Here is a 16,418-nt window from a genome sequence, read left to right as displayed (position 1 = left end):
GATTGATCGAGAGGTTGCCGATCTCCTCCGTCGGGTCCAAGATGAGCCCGAATGAGCGAGGAGGAAACCGAAAAGCCCCCCACTCCAAGCGCGCGCTCGAAGCGACCCAGGTGGAAAAAGAAGCGATGGTGGACTCTCTTCGTCCTCATTGCCGTGCTCGTGTGGCTCGATGGACCAGGTTGGCGCTGGTTGGGACAACGCGTCGCTCAGGCCTACCTCCCGGATCTGGGATACAAGGCCGAGTTCCAATTGGAGGGCAGGCTGACCTCGGGTCCCATTCGAGTCGTCGGCCTCGAGCTCAGTAGCGACACTGTCGTCCACCAGGCCAGCATCGATGGCCTTGAGGTCCGCTATTCACTGCTGGATGCCATCAAGGGCCAGGTTGAAGCCATCGAAGTCAATGGACTGCACGTTGAGGTGGACCTCGATGCCGCCCCCAAGGAGGAGGAACCCGAGGAAGAGAAGGAACCACTCGACCTCGAGAAAACCCTCGCCGACATCCGGGGTCGACTGCTTCCAGTGGATGTGTCGATTGAGAATTTGTCCGTGACGATCCGCCGGGGCGAAGAACTGGTGTATGCCCTCGAGCCCACCAATTTGCATCATGCTCCCGGCAGCTCTGATTTCCGGGCCGAACTCGGGGAAATGACCTTGCCTCAGGATCGGCGCATCCCGGCCCAGACGCCCACGATCACCTGGGAGCCCAGCCGGATTGATGTCGATGAGTTGTGGCTGCTTGAGGGTGTCTCACTCGCCGAGGTGTCCGCCACCATCGGTCAACCAGCTGACTATTCGGGCTCGCTCTTCATCGGCGAGACCAGAATCGATCTGACCACCGATCTGACATCCATCGATCTGGTGATGAAAGGCCCGCCATTGCCAGTTGCGGAGGTCGAGCGGATTGCCAAGATCGAGATCCCGGTCGATGCCACCCTGACCGCACTCGATGCCACTGTCACCGATTTCACCGGCGGCATCGAGACCCTTGATGCGGTGATTGAGCTGGGCGTGAGTGACTTTGACTACGATGGATGGAGTAGCGAGGAAATCACCCTGAAGGCCACCCTTGCTGAAGACAGGGTCGAGGCGAAGGTGACACTTGCCCCCGAGGGCTCGCCACTTGTCCTCGATGCCACCGCCGATATCGACCGATCCAACAACTTCCTTCCCCTCCGTGCCGCAGCCGAAGTCTCGTTGTCAGAGATCCGATCGATCCTGACCGAGGTCCGGGATCGCTTTACTCCCGGAGAAGATCGTCCCATGCCCCCAAACGGGCTCATCAGGATTTCCGCAACGACCGATTTCGCGGATGCGATGCCGGAGGATGCCGTGGCGACCGTCAGCATCGTCCCCAACGAAGAAGCTCCGCCCATCCAATTGAAGGCGAATTGGAGCCCGGATGTCCCCATCGCCGGATCCTTGACATTGCCAGGCTTGAAATTCGACGGAGGCTTCGATCCCAAGAAGGTGGCGTATGAGGGCACCGCGGCTCTGGATGCCTTCTCCCCCACTTCTCTGGAACCTTGGTTGCTTCCCTTCGGAATCAGACTACCCACCGGCATGCAGGGCACCCTCGCCTGGTCGGGTAGCGGTGAGGTTCGTGAAGTCGTTCACCGCGGCGACCTTGAGATCGAGAACTTCGAATGGCAGAACGGTGATCCAGAGGTCAACCCTCTGATCGAAGTCGTCGGCAAGGCGACCTACACTTGGCCGGAGTCACTGGAGTTGGAAACCCTCAGACTCGAGACCGGCGATCAGACCTTCGTCGCCAAGGCCGAACTGGCCAACCAGACTCTCCGAGTCGAGGAACTGGTCTGGAAGGAGGGTGAAACCCCACTTGCCTCCGGCACCGCCGAGATCCCCCTGCCCGAAAATCCTGCCGATTGGAAGGCGTTGCTCAAACTCGAGCGACCCATCAAGGTCGACCTCGACACTCCGGATCTCGCCTTGAGCACGCTGCATCGGTTTCTTCCTGAAACGGTCCGCTTCCCGGACGACAGCCGGGGCACCTTGCAGATCGATCTCACGGGCACCCCCGCGGATCCCATTCTCGACGCAACCCTCAGTGCCACCAATGTCGGGTTGATTTCCCAGAGTGAAATCCCACCTGCCGATCTCAAGTTCGTGGCCAGCGCGAAGGAGAAGACGCTGAAGCTCGACGGCGAGATCATGGTTCCAGACTATCCGAAGGCCACGATCAATGCAGTGACCTCGTGGGAACCGAAGCAATGGGCCAACGATCCCGAAACCGCGACCCAGGCCCCTCTGGATGCAGAACTCCGGGTCTCCAACTTCAACCTTGAACCATTTGGAGCCCAGATTCCCGGCGTCAGGAAGGCCTCGGGTATGGTGAACCTCGTCGCTCTGGTTACTGGAACCGTAGGAGAACCCAAACCGAAGGCGACCATCTCCCTCGAGGGCGGAAGTCTGGACTGGCACCAGGCGTCGAAGCCTGACCTCAACAAGGCCGAATTGAGTATCGAAGTGACCGAAGAAGCGGCCGTCATACAGAACTTCACTGCCAACCTCGCTTCAGGCACCATTGACATGTCCGGCAAAGTCGATTTGGACGCCTTCAAGCCCGCCGGGTTCGACCTCACGGTAACGGGTCGGGCACTTCCCGTGCTGCGGAACGACTCGATGATCGTCAGGGCGTCCACCGACCTGAAACTCAGCGGGCCATGGGAATCCGCCACGCTCGGGGGCTCGATCAAGATTGTGGACAGCCTGATCTACAAGGATTTCGAGATTCTTCCCATTGGAAGTCCGATCAGTCCGACTGCCGAACCTTCTCTGCCATCCATCGACAGCGATACTCCGGCAGAAATGCTGGCCGCCATTCCGGAGCCATTCAAAAACTGGAAGCTGGATCTCGGTCTCGCCACCTCCACGCCCTTCCTGATCCGAGGAAATCTGGCGGGCGGCGAGATTTATCTCGATGCCCGCATCGGAGGCACGGTCGGGGCACCCCGTCCAAGCGGTGGAGCCAAGCTGCGGGAAGTCGTGGCACAGCTTCCATTCAGTGCTCTGACGATCCAATCCGGCACGGTCACATTCAACCCCGACCAGCCATTCAATCCGCGTCTGAACATCAAGGGCGAATCCACGGTCCGCCCCTACCAGATTGACATCTACATCTACGGAAGTGTTTCGAATCCGGTGATCCAACCCACCTCGAACCCCCCTCTCCCGGAAGCCGAGATCCTCACCCTCATTGCCACCGGCACCACGACCGAGGGACTGGCCGATCCAAGTGCGGCATCCGCGCGAGCCGCCCAACTCGTGATTGAAGAGATGCGACGGGGTCGCATCGGCGCGGTGAAGACCCTGCGCCCGCTCTTCAAGCTCCTGGACAATGTCGACTTCCAGGTCGGCGAGCAGGAGGCTTACAGCAGTCGGACATTCAACTCCGTGACCTTCAACCTCGACGAGAACTGGTTGCTGACCGCAGGCATTTCTGAGGAAGGCTATTCACGCGCCAAAGTTACCTACCTCCTTCGTTTCCGCTGATGTCCCGCAACCCTCTGATTGCTCTCTTCCTTTGGTCGACCATGCTCGTCACCGCGGTGTCGGCCGCGGACAAGCAGAAGACAGAAATCCGCATCATTGGGTCCTCGACCCTGTCCGAGGCAGAGATTTTGAGCAAACTGGGCGGGCGGCTCGACCACATTCTTCTGCACGAGGCCACACGTTGGCGGGCCGCAGACGCCGCATTCCTGGTGGAGCAGGACCTTCAGCTTGCCGGCTTCAATGATGCCTTGGTCAAGTGGAAGCTGGTCAACAACCGGACCATCCGACTTCGCGTCATCGAAGGGCCTAGGGACGTGCTCGGCAGCATCACGGTGGAAGACGTGCCGAACCCAAAGCTGAACGAAGCCCTCGTGGGGCTCTTCAAGCTGACCCCGCAAAAAAGGGCGACCGGGCTTTCCTTGGACAACTATCCACTCAGGGACGAGGACGTGGATGCGGGCATTGCCCTGATGGAGCAACAGATGCAAAGCATCGGGTTCTACGACGCGGACATCACCCTGAAGTCACGCACCGACAACCCGGAAACCGGCAAGGTGGATTTTGTCTTCAATGTCGATGCCGGCGGCATCTCCATGATCGGCGCACCCATCTTTGAAGGGCAGACAACCCCTGGCCTGAAGGACGCCGTTGCCGACCTTGTCGGTCTGCCTGCGACGGGACCGAATCTCAACAGCATCCGGGCACGGGTGGTCGAGCAGTTCAGCAAGGCCGGCTTCCTGAATGCGAAGATCCGGATGAAGCTGGAATTTGAAACGCTCAAGGTGAGACCCCGCTTCATCATCACTGAAGGCCGGAGGTTCGAACTGGGGAGCATCACCCTCAAAGGACTGGAAAAGACCGATCCCTCCAGAATTGCCGCCCGCCTCGAACCGCTCAAGGGCGGGATCCTTGACGGCCCACTCGCCCAAAAGCGCATCGGAGAGATCGTTTCCACCGGTGCCTTCGAAAGCGTCAGAACGGAATTCGACAAGTCCTCCGGCAACGTCGTCGATGTCACACTGCATTTCAAGGAGGGCAAGGCGCGGGGCATTTCGACCACCGTCGGTTACGACACCTTCGAGGGCATGATCTTGGGAGCCTCCTACTACGACCGGAACTTCCGCGGGAAGCTGTGGAACTTCAGCGCCGGATTCGAGATCACCCAACGTTCCCTGTTAGGTGACATTTCCCTGACGGATCCATGGCTTTGGGGAACGGATCTGCAGGGCACCGTCCGACTGTTCGCGCTGTCGAAGGACTACGAGGGCTTCAAGAGTTTGCGGAGTGGTCTAGGCGCACGGATCAATCACAAGGTCACCGAGCATTACTCGACCGAATATGGCGGAGCCTTGGCCTATATTGTGAACACCGCGGACGGCCTGCCCCTCCCCGATCTAGGCGACGATGACTACATTTATGCGGCACTGAGATTCAACCAGATGCTGGACTACCGTGACAATGCGGCCCTCCCTACCAGCGGTTGGCATGTCGCCGCCCCAGTCGAAATCGGAGCCGTCCTCACCGACAATTCAAGTCTGTTCGCTCGACTCCAGCTCGAGGGTTCGTGGCACTACAAGTTGTCGGAGAGCTCCCAGTTCTCGGTCGGTGCACGGGGAGGTCTTCTGATCTCTGACGGTGGAACCAACAATCTGCCGATCGATCAAAGGTTCTTCCTCGGCGGGGCCAACTCGGTGCGTAGCTTCCGCGAGCGGGAGTTGGGGCCATGGTCGATCACGGGTTACCCGACGGGCGGGGAAGCCTACTGGGTGACCAATTTCGAGTACATCCGGGCCGTCGCCGGACCACTTCGCGCAGTCGCCTTCGTTGATGCCGGCGGCCTGACCACGAATTGGGAGGACTTCGGAATGTCGGATCCTGAAATTGCCGTTGGACTAGGACTCCGCATCAACCTACCCATCGGGCCGGCACGGCTCGAGTATGGTCACAACCTCACCCGTGATGGCCGGGACCCGAGTGGAACCTGGCATTTCGCCATTGGTGCCACTTTCTGAAGAGCGACATTTTCCCATGATCACCTACATCCCCACATGTGAGACCGCGGTCTCCACGGTTCCTGAGTGGCACCGGATCACCTTCAAGGGAAAGGAAGACCAACTCACTTCCTCCACCGGATGGTCTCCCGGCGCACTGAACCTTGCGCAGGGGATTGCGATGAAGCTCCATGCTCCGCTCCTCCATTCGGACGTTACCCGTCTGCTGATTGATCTCAACAAGCACCCCGAAGACGAGGCCAGGTGGAGTGCGTTCGCCAAAGGCCTGACCGATGACCAGCGCGAGAAGCTCGACCGACGGAGCAAACTTTCCTTTCTGGAGAACCTTCAGTCACGCATCGAGGCATCTCTGAAGAGACAGGAAAAAACCATTCACCTGTCAGTCGATACCTCTGTCGATCTGGAGCCGGGCCGAGTCCTGTTTGAGTTCGATTCGCGACGTGCCATCGAGGGAGACTGTGTGGCGGCTTGGAAAAAGAACCTCCTCACCCAGCTCCCCGACTTTTCCATCGAACAGACCGCACCGCCCAGCCGCTGTCTCTCCTCTTACCTGAGGGATCTTTATCCGGAGCTTGGGTCCATCCGTTTGACCGTGGCGCAGTCCGCCTTCCTCGAGGGAAAACCGATCCCGTGGATGAAACTCAAGAAAATCATCATCGACGCGATCCCGCGCGACTGATCGAGTTCAGCGCCCGAGAAGCGAGCGGGTATCATCGACCGTGAGTGCGCGCTTGCGCTGCACATCCTCGACCTCGGGCTGCTTGTAGACCGCGCGCCGCACATCGACCTCAGCATCCGAGGGACGATCAAGTCGACGCTGTGAGCCTTCACGGGCGCTTCCTCCGAAGTCGCGCCCCTTATCGAAGGAGCGACCGGATTCTCCGGACACGAGGGCCCCCTCCGAAGCCCACTGGCTGCCCTCACGGGCCCCCTTGTTGAAATTCTTGTTCCCTGAATCGCCCTGAAAGACCTGCTTGCTGTAGTCCTTCTGTCCCCAGAAGGCCTTCCGCTCGTAGCTCTTCCCTTCAAAAGCCTTCTTGTTGTAGCCCTGATTGAACTGTTGGTTCACCGTTGACGCTTCCGCTGCAGTTCCTCCGCTCTGCCCCGCAAGCACCGGGTTCATCGCTCCATAGCGACCGAGAATCTTCTCCGAGTCGTCGTCGAACATCTCTCCGCTCTTCACCCGGGCCACCTGCTGGGGCGTCCCTTCGTCGGGGACCTCGACAGGCCCGCTGCTGCCACACGAAGCCAGAAGCTGCAGGGCGAGGCCAGGGATCAGGAATCGAGGGAATTTCGCCATCAGGCGGGACGCTGTCAGAATTCCGCTCCGCCGACAATCCCGGATTCGAGGCTCGCCCCTGAGGGGATCCATGATACATTCCGCCATTCTCAGGGATGAAGAAGGCTCTCATTTTTCCGCTCGCGTTCGCGCTACTGATCGGCCTGCTGGTCTGGCACCCATGGCGCGGAGATGGGCCACCCCCGGAATCAGGTCTGAATCTTCCGAAACTGGGTAAAGCTGCGCCGGTGCCCAAGCCTCTGGTTTCCACCCATCCGGGATATACCGAGGGTGATGCCAGCGTCGACGGGATCGGCAAGTTCTACCTGAACCGGGAAATCGCCAGGGTCATGGGTCATCAGGGACTCCAATGGCTGGAAAGGGATTCCAGAGAAAGTGAGGAAGCGCCGAGCCGGGCGGTCGCGGCACTTGATTTCGCCCCCGATGCCACCGTGGCCGATATCGGCGCGGGCTCCGGATATTACACCTTCCGGATGGCTTCAATGGTGCCCGAGGGACGAGTGGTTGCAGTCGACATCCAACCCGAAATGATCGCCCACATCGAGGCCCGGGCCGAGGCGGACGGAATCGGCAACGTCACGACGCAACTCGGCAGCATCGAGGACGTCGGTTTGGAACCTGAGACGATCGATGCCGCCCTGATGGTCGATGCTTACCACGAGTTTTCCCATCCTTTCGAGATGATGGAATCCATCGTCGAAGCGCTCCGTCCGGGAGGAAGGGTCATCCTTCTCGAATATCGCGCCGAAGACCCCGACGTTCCCATCAAGCCCCTCCACAAGATGAGCGAGGATCAGGTGATTCGTGAGATGGAAGTCGTCGGCCTGAAGTTCGTGGTCAATCACGACTTCCTGCCTTGGCAGCACTTCCTCGTCTTTCAGAAGCCCTGATGGATCAGGTCAGGATCAAGCGGCATCGCCGACCTGGCGGTCTACATCCTCCCTCAAGTTGTTGATGATGTATTCCTGACGGTCCGGAGTGTTCTTGCCCATGTAGAAGGCGAGCAGTTCCTTCACCCCTTTCCCTTCTTCAAACTCCACGGGATCGAGGCGCATGTCCGGGCCAATCATGAATTTGAATTCATCAGGAGAAATCTCGCCGAGTCCCTTGAAGCGCGTGATCTCGGCTGCCTTGCCAAGTTTGGCGAGGGCCTTGTCCTTCGCTTCCTCATCATAGCAGTAGATGGTTTCCTTCTTGTTCCTCACCCGGAACAACGGGGTTTGCAGGATATGCAGGTGCCCTTCGCGGATGATTTCCGGGAAGAACTGCAGGAAGAAGGTCAGCAGCAGCAACCGGATGTGCATTCCGTCCACATCGGCATCCGTTGCCACCACCACCCGGTTGTAGCGAAGTTTCTCGATGCCGTCCTCGATCCCAAGGGCCGCCTGCAACAGGGCGAACTCCTCGTTCTCATAAACAACCTTCTTTCCGAGTCCGAAAGTATTGAGTGGCTTGCCCCGGAGTGAGAACACCGCCTGGGTTTCCACGTTGCGGCTTTTGGTAATGGAACCCGATGCCGAATCCCCCTCGGTGATGAACAAGGTGCTCTCTTCACGCAGCTTGTGCTTGCTGTTCAGGTGGGCCCGACAGTCACGCAACTTCTTGTTGTGGACCTTCGACTGGCGGGCCCTCTCGCGAGCGAGCTTCTTCACTCCCTTCAGTTCCTTGCGCTCCTTCTCCGCAGCGAGAATCCGCTTCTGCAAGGCTTCGGCCGCTTGGGAGTTCTTGTGGAGATAGTTGTCGAGGTGCTCCTTGAGGAAGTTTCCAATGAAGGTCCGGAGTGTTTCACCATCGGGCGATACCGTGGCAGAACCGAGCTTGGTCTTCGTCTGGGATTCAAAGACGGGCTCCTCGATCCTCACGCAAATGGCCGCCTCGATCCCCGCGCGGATATCACTCGGGTCATACTGTTTGTTGTAGAAGCCGCGCACCACCTGCACCAGCGCTTCACGGAAGGCCGCGAGGTGCGTGCCGCCTTGGGTGGTGTTCTGACCATTGACGAAACTGTAGTATTCCTCACCGCTGTCCGGCGTGTGTGTGAAGGCAATCTCGATATCCTTCCCCTTCAAATGCACCGGCCCGTAAAGCGGTTCACTTTCCATCTCCTCCGCGAGGAGATCCATCAGGCCATTCTTCGAGCGGAAGCGCTTGCCGTTGAAAACCAGTGACAGTCCCGGATTCAAGTAACTGTAGTAGCGGCACATGCGTTCGACATACGCATGCTTGAAATTGGTCCGCTTCGGAAAAATCGATCGATCGACCTCGAAGGCGAGCCGGGTGCCAGTGTCCGAATCATCCGCCTTGGGACGTTTCATCTCCTCCACGACCGTGCCCTTCGAGAACTCGATGGCCTTCGTTTTGGATTCGCGCCACGCTTGGATCTCGAAGAACTCCGACAAGGCATTCACCGCCTTGATCCCGACACCATTCAGACCCACCGACTTCTTGAATGCCTCGCTGTCATACTTGGCACCGGTATTGATCTGAGCCGCACAGTCGTAGAGTTTACCCAAGGGGATCCCGCGCCCGAAGTCCCGCACTTCCACCCGGCCGACCTCATCGATATTGATGTGGATCTCCTTGCCGTAGCCCATGATGTGCTCGTCAATCGAGTTGTCCAAAGCCTCCTTCAGAAGAACGTAAATGCCGTCGTCCGCTGAGGTGCCGTCGCCAAGCTTGCCGATGTACATCCCCGGCCTGAGGCGGATGTGCTCTCTCCAATCCAGCGACTTGATGTCGGCTTCGGTGTATTCTGCAGCCATGGGGTAATTACTTAAGAAAAGTTAACCGCCGAGTCAGCCCGGACGCAAGCCTCCATCGCTTGCTCGCGAAATCGGCTCAGTCCTTGATGGCCAACGAGACCTCACTCCATCGACGCTGGAACAGATCGGACACCTCGGAAAGACGTCCTGCCGCCTCGCGGGCGCGGTCACGATCTCCTGCCACGAAATCAAAGGCTACCGCCCTCTCGTGACGGCGAATACTCTCCAGGTCGGAGCCCCCGCCTTTGACCAATTCCCGGTGGAGTTCGATCAGGCTGTCTGGTTCGATCTTCGGCCATGACAGGCTGACTTCGGCGCCATCCTCTCCGACGAGGATCAGTCGATGCGCACCGCCACCCACAACCTTGCTGAACTCCCTACCGTCCCGAGCCACCATCTTCAGGCTGGTCTCCCGCGCCTCCGATGCCTCGCCCAACTCCGCGAGGAACGAGCGCGAGGCCTGAACCAGTTGCAGGTAGGCAGACCGCCGCTTTCGCGACTCTTGGTCAGCGGGCTTCCACTGCCGAACCAGTTTCTCCGCATCCGCGAATTTGCAGGCCTTCAAGAGTCGATCAAGCCCTTCAGGATCACGCGCCACACGAACCACCGGATCAGGGTTTCCGACGGGCGGACCACCCGACTTCCGAGCCAAACGCTCAAGCTCAAGCTGCCAGCACCGCACGTTGAACCGGGCACGCCCCTTGGTCTGCAGTTGCCCAATGACTCCGTGCAATTCATCCGCCATCGTGCGTGCCTCGTTGCCTGCCACTCGGAAGGTCCTCGGCTCCGCGCGACGAAGCCGTTTTGCATCCTCCAGGTAGGCATCAGCGAGCGCCTTGTAGGGCTCCACCCATGCCTGATCCCGCTTCACCTTGAGGGAGCTTACCTGCTGAAAGAAGGGAAGTGCTTCCTCGATCATCCCCTGATCCCAGTTCTTCAAACCGCAAAGCATCCAGACCAGCGCATCCTCATTGCCTCCCGCAACCTTGCTCTCCTCCGCTTTGATCGGGCTGACCTTGCCAAGATCCCTGAAGATTCCCTGGAGGCGGCTCCGAACGCGACCGTTCACCCCCTTGGCGTCCTGCAGGTGGCTGAGCGCCTTCTTGATGCCTGACTTGGCGGCGGCGGAATCACCATCCAGATACGATGCGATGATGGACTCTGAAGCCGCCCAGGTGCCGGTCGGCTCCAACACATTCGGGTGATCCCGCACGACACCGAAGAGATTGGCGGCTTCAGAGTAGGTGCCGTTCTGCAATGCTTCGCCGGCTGCCACATACTGTTTGGCCACGGCCAGACTGGTCGCTCCATCCCGTTCCCCGGGCGTTGACCCGGACCCTTCGTTCCCCGGCTGTTTGCCTGGATCACCCCCCGCAATTGGCGGTTTGACCGACCCGTTTCCAGGGCCGTCGGTCCCGAGGACCATTTTAGCGCTGAAAGCAATCGCGACCAGAACGACGAGGACCGCGGAAGCCAACGCAACCTTCTGGCCAAGTGGTGTCCCCCCCCGTCGACGTCCGCTGGATGGAGCCGGCACCGCTGTCTTCGCGGGCTTCGGGATATCGGTCCCAAGTCCCTGCTCCGCCGACTTCAGCGCCGCAATCAAATCGTCGTAGGACCGGAATCGATCATCCGGCGCATAAGCCATGCACCGATCAATGATTGCGCATGTCTCTGGATGAAGCCACCTCGCCGCCTTCTGCAGCGGCAGGATCTGCTGCTTCGCCTCGCGAAGCCGCTTGGTATCCATCGACTCCTCGTTGCACGGGGGCTTACCTGCCAGCGCGTGATACATCGTGGCACCGAAGGCATAGATGTCCGACCTGAAGTCCTCCTCGGCGCCCTCGATGGTCTCGGGAGGAACGTAGTACGGCGTGGCCCATATTTCGCTGGCGGTGGCCTTCCCTCCCTTCGTGACGAGAGCCAATCCGAAATCAACCAGCTTCGCGCTGCCATTGCTATCGAGGAGGATGTTGCCCGGTTTCACATCCCGGTGGATCAGCCCACATGCCTTCGCTGCCTTGAGGCCCGAAGCCACGTGAACCGCCAGTGGCAGGGCCTCGGCCTCGGGAATCGTCCCCCGCTCTGAGATGTGGTGCTCGAAATGACCACCGGTCACGAACTCCATCGCGATATAGAATCGATCGAAGGCACGCCCGGTGGTGAATACCCGGACCACATTGGGGTGACTGATCGAAGCGGTGATGCGAGCCTCCTCCTCGAAGGCGGAAATGCGCTTCTCGTCGGCCGAATACTCCTCGTTGAGGATCTTGACGATCACCTCGCGACCCAGCGTGTTGTCCTGGGCCACGAAGACCAGACTCATGCCGCCAATCGCATGTCGCCGACTGAGCGTGTAGGGGCCAAACTCACGCTTCACCCGGGTGTGTTTCCCACATTCAGGGCACGCGACATTGGTGAACGGCTCCACCTTGGATACATCCATCGGCCCACCACATGCGTGGCAATATGCGATCCCTTCCGACGACATTTCGCAGACCTTAGATACCCAGCCGGGCTGAGAAAACTTCAAAGATTCGAAATATTTGCCATACATGCCCCGGCTTTCGCCCGGACGATTGACAGCCGGGAGCTTGCCCACCGATGTTCACCCCGTCATGGAAATCGTCGTCGACAGCAAAGAGGGGCCCCGCATGGATGCCTACCTCGCAGGGCGACTGAACGATCTCTCACGCTCACGCATTCAGACGTTGATTCGTGAGCAATACATTCTCCTCAACGGCAAGAAGGCCAAACCCCGTGATAGTCTGTCCATGGGCGACACCATCCAGGTCGATATCCCGGAGGAGGTGCCGGACGAAGCTCTGGCGGAGAACATTCCTCTGCGCATCCTCCATGAGGACGATGCCCTTCTCGTCCTCAACAAGGACGCGGGAATGGTCGTCCACCCGGCAGCCGGCAACCCGACGGGCACCTTGGTGAATGCACTGCTGCATCACTGTGATGGCAAACTTTCGACCATTGGCGGCTCCGAACGACCCGGAATCGTCCACCGACTGGACAAGGACACCTCGGGCTGCCTCGTGGTCGCCAAGACCGATGCCGCCCACCAATCCCTCGTGGCGCAGTTTGCAGATCGCACCACCGACAAGCGCTACCTAGCCGTCGTACAAGGTTCGCCTGGCAGGGAACGGGACACTGTCTTCACCCATATCGGTCGACATCCGGTCAATCGCCTCAAGATGGCGGTCGTCAATCCACCTGGAGGCAAGCCTTCGATCACCGACTACGAGAAGCTCGCTCACGATCCAGAGTCCGGCTCGTCACTCGTCCTGTGCCATCTCCACACCGGTCGCACCCACCAGATCCGCGTCCACATGCTCCACGTCGGCTGCCCCCTCCTTGGCGACCCCATCTACGCCAAGCCTGCTCGACAAAAGGCCAAGCCCGGGCGCCTGATGCTCCACGCCTGGCGCTTGGCAATCGACCATCCTGATGATGGTCGCCGCCTCTCGATTGAGGCGCCGATCCCTTCCGAGTTTGATCCCTGGCTCACCCTCATGAACTCACCCCTGCCCACCGAATGAAGATCCCTTTCGATGGTGACGAAGCCGCCGACGCCTTCTTCGACGAACTCCTGGCCGCCGTTGACCAGCAACTCCAATCTCCGGACACCCCCTACGTCTCCAAGACATTCAAGCGGCTCCTGACAGCCGGACTGGACGAGGGTGAGGCCCGCGAAGCAATCGCACGATGCCTTGCCGAGATCACCGACCAGGTGGTCCGCAGCGGACGACCATTTGATGCCGACGCCTATCGGATCTCGTTGGAGAGGATCAATCCAGGGTCCTGAGTCTCCTCCTTGGCCACCGGCTCATAGGCACGGATTGGCTTGCGGTGGATCCACACGCTCTGCACGAGCCCGAGGAGGAACATGCACATGACGGCGAAGGTTCCCGAGTAACTGATCAGAGGCAGCGGGATGCCCGTGATCGGCATCAGTTGGATGCACATGCCGATATTCTCGAAAATGTGCGCGAAGAACAGCGCCACCACGCCACAGACGAGCAATCGCCCCATCGGATCCCGTGCCGCCGTCGCAATGAACAGACAGACGACAAGAAGCAGGGCAAAGCCTGCGATGAGCAGCATTCCTCCACGAAACCCCTGCTCCTCGGCGATCACGGGAAAGATGAAATCGTTGTGCGCGGTGTGGAATGGAATCAGCCGCCTGTCGTGCATCGACCCCTGATCGGCGGTGGACATCCATCCGGTGCCCGACCAGCCGGCATGACCAACCGCAATCGCGATGTTGTAAGGTGCCCACGCATCGCCACTCACATCCACCTGCTTGTCCTGAAGCATGTCGAGGAACAACTCGATCCGCGCCATTCCGCGCTCAGAGGCTTTCGGCAACACCACGAAGTACAGGAGCGGCAGGACGGCAAGCCCAACGGACGCCATGCAGGTCAGATACCGGAACGGCACACCGCTCACAATCAGGGCCACCAGAGCCACGGGAATCCACACCAGCGCGGAGCCCATGTCGCCCATTTTCACCACCACGAGAAACGGGATGCCGGCAAGCAACCCAATGATCCCGATCTTCACTACCGGCTCCTTGAGCAACCAGCCCACCTTGGGAATTTTCGATCCCAATCGGGGTAGATCCTGAAGCAGCCACGAGAGCATGAGGATGCCCGATGCGATCGCCAGCTGCGCAGGCTGGAAACTCAGCCCTCCAATCGTGAATTGGTGCACCTCGCTGTCGGAATTCATGATGGCGGCGCACAAGCCCACACCCACCGCATACATCGGAATTCCCAGCCAACGGAACCAGCGGTAGTCGATCAGGGAAGTCGCCACGAAGACCGCGGACCCAATGAGGATCCACCGCTTCTGCGCACTGGCAAATGACTCACCCCCACCCGGAAGATGTCGCGCCGCACTTTCGATGGCGAAGACCCCGAAGACCAGCAGCCCATACATGGGCGCGACCAACCACCAGTTGATCCGAAGTAGCTTTTGCAGGAATGGGGTCATCGACGCCGAACGCTCGACCAGATCGACCGGCCAGCGCAAGACGGAATCCTCCGGAACGATCGAAATCAAAGCCACCTTCAAGGATTCCAGCTTGAGACCGCGGAGATCGAGGTCAGGGTTCCATACATGAAACGGATCCTGATGGTGCTTCTTGCCGTGGTGGTTGCGGGCGCTTTCGTTGCCTGGTGGTTCTCTCCGACCCAGGTTCTTCAGCGCAGGGTCGGTTCTCTTCTCGACACCGCGAGTGTTCCACCCGGCATGAGCGACCCGGGCCGGAAGGCACGTGGCGCCCATCTGGCCAAATACCTTGCCAGACAGGTGGCTCTTGACCCTCCGGAAAGCTTCGACGCCCCGGTGACACGCTCCGTCGCGCGGGATACCGCTTCGGCGCTCTACTCAGGGGCAGCATCTTACTGCAAGGAGATCACCTTCGCCGACCTCTCGTTCGATGAGGTTCTGCACGACGGAGACACCGCTACCGTCAGCTTCCGGGTCGACGCCATCGTCGACCTGCCGACGAGGCGTCCGGTGGATGGGATCCTCAACGTGACCAGCGACTGGGAAAAGGTCGACGGCACCTGGCTCCTGACCAACATCCGCTGGACGGAATCGCAGCGCTAGCCGGCCCTCTCCTTTCCCTACTTCGTATGGAAGACCACACACATGGCTGAATTCAAATCCACGCGCTGATCCGAGAAGGCGAGCATTCCATTCTCACCCACGGAAAAGACCGGGATGCCCCCTGCCTTCTGACCTGCCACCAGAAGCCACTTGCCACTGGGACTGAGATTGATGTTGCGGGGGATGCTGACCTCAGCGCCGATGGTCTGGATGCGTTCAAGCCCACCTCCGTCCAGGACCTTCAAAACCGACAAGCTGTCCCTCCCCTTCCCGGCTGTGTCCCGGTTCGCGGTGTAAACGAATCTGCCGTCCGAACTCACGAGGATTTCGGAGCAGGTCATGCCATCCGTCGATTCGCCATCAGGCAGCACACTCACCACTTGTTTCTGTGACAACTGGCCGGATTCCGGATCACGTGAGAAGGCCACCACCGTGAGGGTCAGCTCGCTGAGCACGTAGGCCAGCTTGCCGTCGGTTGAGAACTTCATGTGCCGCGGACCTGATCCCGGCGGCATTTTCGCGGCCCCCGCCTTCATGAGCTTCGCCTCGGCTGGTTCCATCCGATAGATCACGACCTCGTCGGTTCCGAGGTCCGGCGCATACGCGAATTGATTATCGGGCCCCGCGTAGATGGAATGCGCATGGGGTTCTTGCTGCCGCTTCGCATTCACGCTCGACCCCTCGTGCTCAAAGAATGACACCGACTTCTCAAGGGAACCATCATCACCGATGCCGAGTGCCGCTACACTACCACTGCCGTAGTTCGCCACCATCACCATCTGGTTCGTTTGATCCAGGCCGACGAAGCAGGCACCACGACCCATCGATGGCTGGCTGTTTCGCAACTCGAGCGCACCCTCCGGGCTGATTTCATACGAGTTGACTGCTCCCTGTCGATCCTTGCCCGAGGCGGTCGAATACAGTGACCGGCCATCCTTGCTGAGTGCGAGAAACCCTGCACCAGAAGCTTCGACCGCCATCTTCATCCCACGTAATTCGCCGGTTTCCTCGTCGAGAAGGGCAGAGTGAATGCCCTCATTGCCTCCCGTGCCAAAGTAAACCCGGACGGACTCGGCGGATGCCGTGCCAAGAACCAGCCCAGTGAAGACCACCAACGGATGGGATAAAAAATTGTGCATGAAGGAAGAACGTTCCGAGACTCGAAATTCCTACGAATTAACACGGTGATGACACGAAGCGGATCCAGAA

The 16,418-nt window shown here is 59.6% G+C and carries 12 protein-coding genes; 7 read left to right on the top strand and 5 right to left on the bottom strand.

What is annotated here, in order from left to right; translation table 11 throughout:
- The first annotated feature begins 51 nt into the window (after positions 1 to 51).
- The 3 genes from JIN81_RS04115 to JIN81_RS04105 are packed head-to-tail and all read left to right on the top strand — an operon-like array spanning position 52 to position 6,201.
- Positions 52 to 3,510, top strand: coding sequence for a translocation/assembly module TamB domain-containing protein (locus JIN81_RS04115; protein ID WP_200276697.1), 3,459 nt, complete (start codon positions 52 to 54; stop codon positions 3,508 to 3,510).
- Positions 3,510 to 5,522: a BamA/OMP85 family outer membrane protein gene (locus JIN81_RS04110; protein ID WP_200276677.1), complete on the top strand. Its 2,013-nt coding sequence runs from the start codon at positions 3,510 to 3,512 to the stop codon at positions 5,520 to 5,522. Before JIN81_RS04115 ends, JIN81_RS04110 begins: the two co-directional genes overlap by 1 nt.
- A gap of 16 nt (positions 5,523 to 5,538) precedes the next feature.
- Positions 5,539 to 6,201: a hypothetical protein gene (locus JIN81_RS04105; RefSeq protein WP_200276674.1), complete on the top strand. Its 663-nt coding sequence runs from the start codon at positions 5,539 to 5,541 to the stop codon at positions 6,199 to 6,201.
- Between the two features lie 6 nt (positions 6,202 to 6,207).
- Here the strand turns inward: JIN81_RS04105 and JIN81_RS04100 are convergent, their stop codons facing one another.
- Positions 6,208 to 6,822, bottom strand: coding sequence for a hypothetical protein (locus tag JIN81_RS04100; RefSeq protein WP_200276671.1), 615 nt, complete (start codon positions 6,820 to 6,822; stop codon positions 6,208 to 6,210).
- Positions 6,823 to 6,917: 95 nt separating this feature from the next.
- Here JIN81_RS04100 and JIN81_RS04095 point away from each other — a divergent pair, with 95 nt between their 5' ends.
- Positions 6,918 to 7,712: a class I SAM-dependent methyltransferase gene (locus JIN81_RS04095; protein ID WP_200276668.1), complete on the top strand. Its 795-nt coding sequence runs from the start codon at positions 6,918 to 6,920 to the stop codon at positions 7,710 to 7,712.
- A 15-nt stretch (positions 7,713 to 7,727) separates the two neighbouring features.
- Here the strand turns inward: JIN81_RS04095 and JIN81_RS04090 are convergent, their stop codons facing one another.
- Positions 7,728 to 9,584, bottom strand: coding sequence for a DNA topoisomerase IV subunit B (locus tag JIN81_RS04090; protein ID WP_200276665.1), 1,857 nt, complete (start codon positions 9,582 to 9,584; stop codon positions 7,728 to 7,730).
- A 76-nt stretch (positions 9,585 to 9,660) separates the two neighbouring features.
- The gene (locus JIN81_RS04085; RefSeq protein ID WP_200276662.1) at positions 9,661 to 12,030 is read right to left on the bottom strand and encodes a serine/threonine-protein kinase; all 2,370 of its coding nucleotides are present in this window, start codon (positions 12,028 to 12,030) and stop codon (positions 9,661 to 9,663) included.
- Positions 12,031 to 12,202: 172 nt separating this feature from the next.
- On the opposite strand from JIN81_RS04085, the gene JIN81_RS04080 reads away from it, so the two are divergent.
- Together JIN81_RS04080 and JIN81_RS04075 are read left to right on the top strand one after the other, a co-directional pair.
- On the top strand, positions 12,203 to 13,132 hold the full coding sequence (locus tag JIN81_RS04080; protein WP_200276659.1) for an RluA family pseudouridine synthase: 930 nt from the start codon (positions 12,203 to 12,205) through the stop codon (positions 13,130 to 13,132).
- Positions 13,129 to 13,398 (top strand): hypothetical protein, encoded by a 270-nt coding sequence (locus tag JIN81_RS04075; RefSeq protein WP_200276656.1) that lies wholly within the window; start codon positions 13,129 to 13,131, stop codon positions 13,396 to 13,398. Before JIN81_RS04080 ends, JIN81_RS04075 begins: the two co-directional genes overlap by 4 nt.
- Here JIN81_RS04075 and JIN81_RS04070 read toward each other — a convergent pair.
- Entirely contained in the window at positions 13,359 to 14,663 is a 1,305-nt protein-coding gene (locus JIN81_RS04070; RefSeq protein WP_200276653.1) for an FtsW/RodA/SpoVE family cell cycle protein, read from the bottom strand. The genes JIN81_RS04075 and JIN81_RS04070 overlap by 40 nt on opposite strands.
- 51 nt (positions 14,664 to 14,714) lie before the next feature.
- Here JIN81_RS04070 and JIN81_RS04065 point away from each other — a divergent pair, with 51 nt between their 5' ends.
- Positions 14,715 to 15,209 (top strand): hypothetical protein, encoded by a 495-nt coding sequence (locus JIN81_RS04065; RefSeq protein ID WP_200276650.1) that lies wholly within the window; start codon positions 14,715 to 14,717, stop codon positions 15,207 to 15,209.
- 17 nt (positions 15,210 to 15,226) lie between these two features.
- Here the strand turns inward: JIN81_RS04065 and JIN81_RS04060 are convergent, their stop codons facing one another.
- Entirely contained in the window at positions 15,227 to 16,348 is a 1,122-nt protein-coding gene (locus JIN81_RS04060) for a lactonase family protein (protein WP_200276648.1), read from the bottom strand.
- Positions 16,349 to 16,418: the final 70 nt, after the last annotated feature.

The sequence above is a fragment of the Haloferula rosea genome, assembly GCF_016595525.1.
GTDB lineage: Bacteria > Verrucomicrobiota > Verrucomicrobiia > Verrucomicrobiales > Akkermansiaceae > Haloferula > Haloferula rosea.
Note: the sequence above shows the minus strand (reverse complement) of the source record. Positions and strands in the feature narration are given on the sequence as shown.

Coding starts and splice junctions, on each gene's coding strand:
- JIN81_RS04115 (WP_200276697.1), top strand. CDS start 52: ATGAGCGAGGAGGAAACCGAAAAGCCCCCCACTCCAAGCGCGCGCTCG.
- JIN81_RS04110 (WP_200276677.1), top strand. CDS start 3,510: ATGTCCCGCAACCCTCTGATTGCTCTCTTCCTTTGGTCGACCATGCTC.
- JIN81_RS04105 (WP_200276674.1), top strand. CDS start 5,539: ATGATCACCTACATCCCCACATGTGAGACCGCGGTCTCCACGGTTCCT.
- JIN81_RS04100 (WP_200276671.1), bottom strand. CDS start 6,822: ATGGCGAAATTCCCTCGATTCCTGATCCCTGGCCTCGCCCTGCAGCTT.
- JIN81_RS04095 (WP_200276668.1), top strand. CDS start 6,918: ATGAAGAAGGCTCTCATTTTTCCGCTCGCGTTCGCGCTACTGATCGGC.
- JIN81_RS04090 (WP_200276665.1), bottom strand. CDS start 9,584: ATGGCTGCAGAATACACCGAAGCCGACATCAAGTCGCTGGATTGGAGA.
- JIN81_RS04085 (WP_200276662.1), bottom strand. CDS start 12,030: ATGGATGTATCCAAGGTGGAGCCGTTCACCAATGTCGCGTGCCCTGAA.
- JIN81_RS04080 (WP_200276659.1), top strand. CDS start 12,203: ATGGAAATCGTCGTCGACAGCAAAGAGGGGCCCCGCATGGATGCCTAC.
- JIN81_RS04075 (WP_200276656.1), top strand. CDS start 13,129: ATGAAGATCCCTTTCGATGGTGACGAAGCCGCCGACGCCTTCTTCGAC.
- JIN81_RS04065 (WP_200276650.1), top strand. CDS start 14,715: ATGAAACGGATCCTGATGGTGCTTCTTGCCGTGGTGGTTGCGGGCGCT.
- JIN81_RS04060 (WP_200276648.1), bottom strand. CDS start 16,348: ATGCACAATTTTTTATCCCATCCGTTGGTGGTCTTCACTGGGCTGGTT.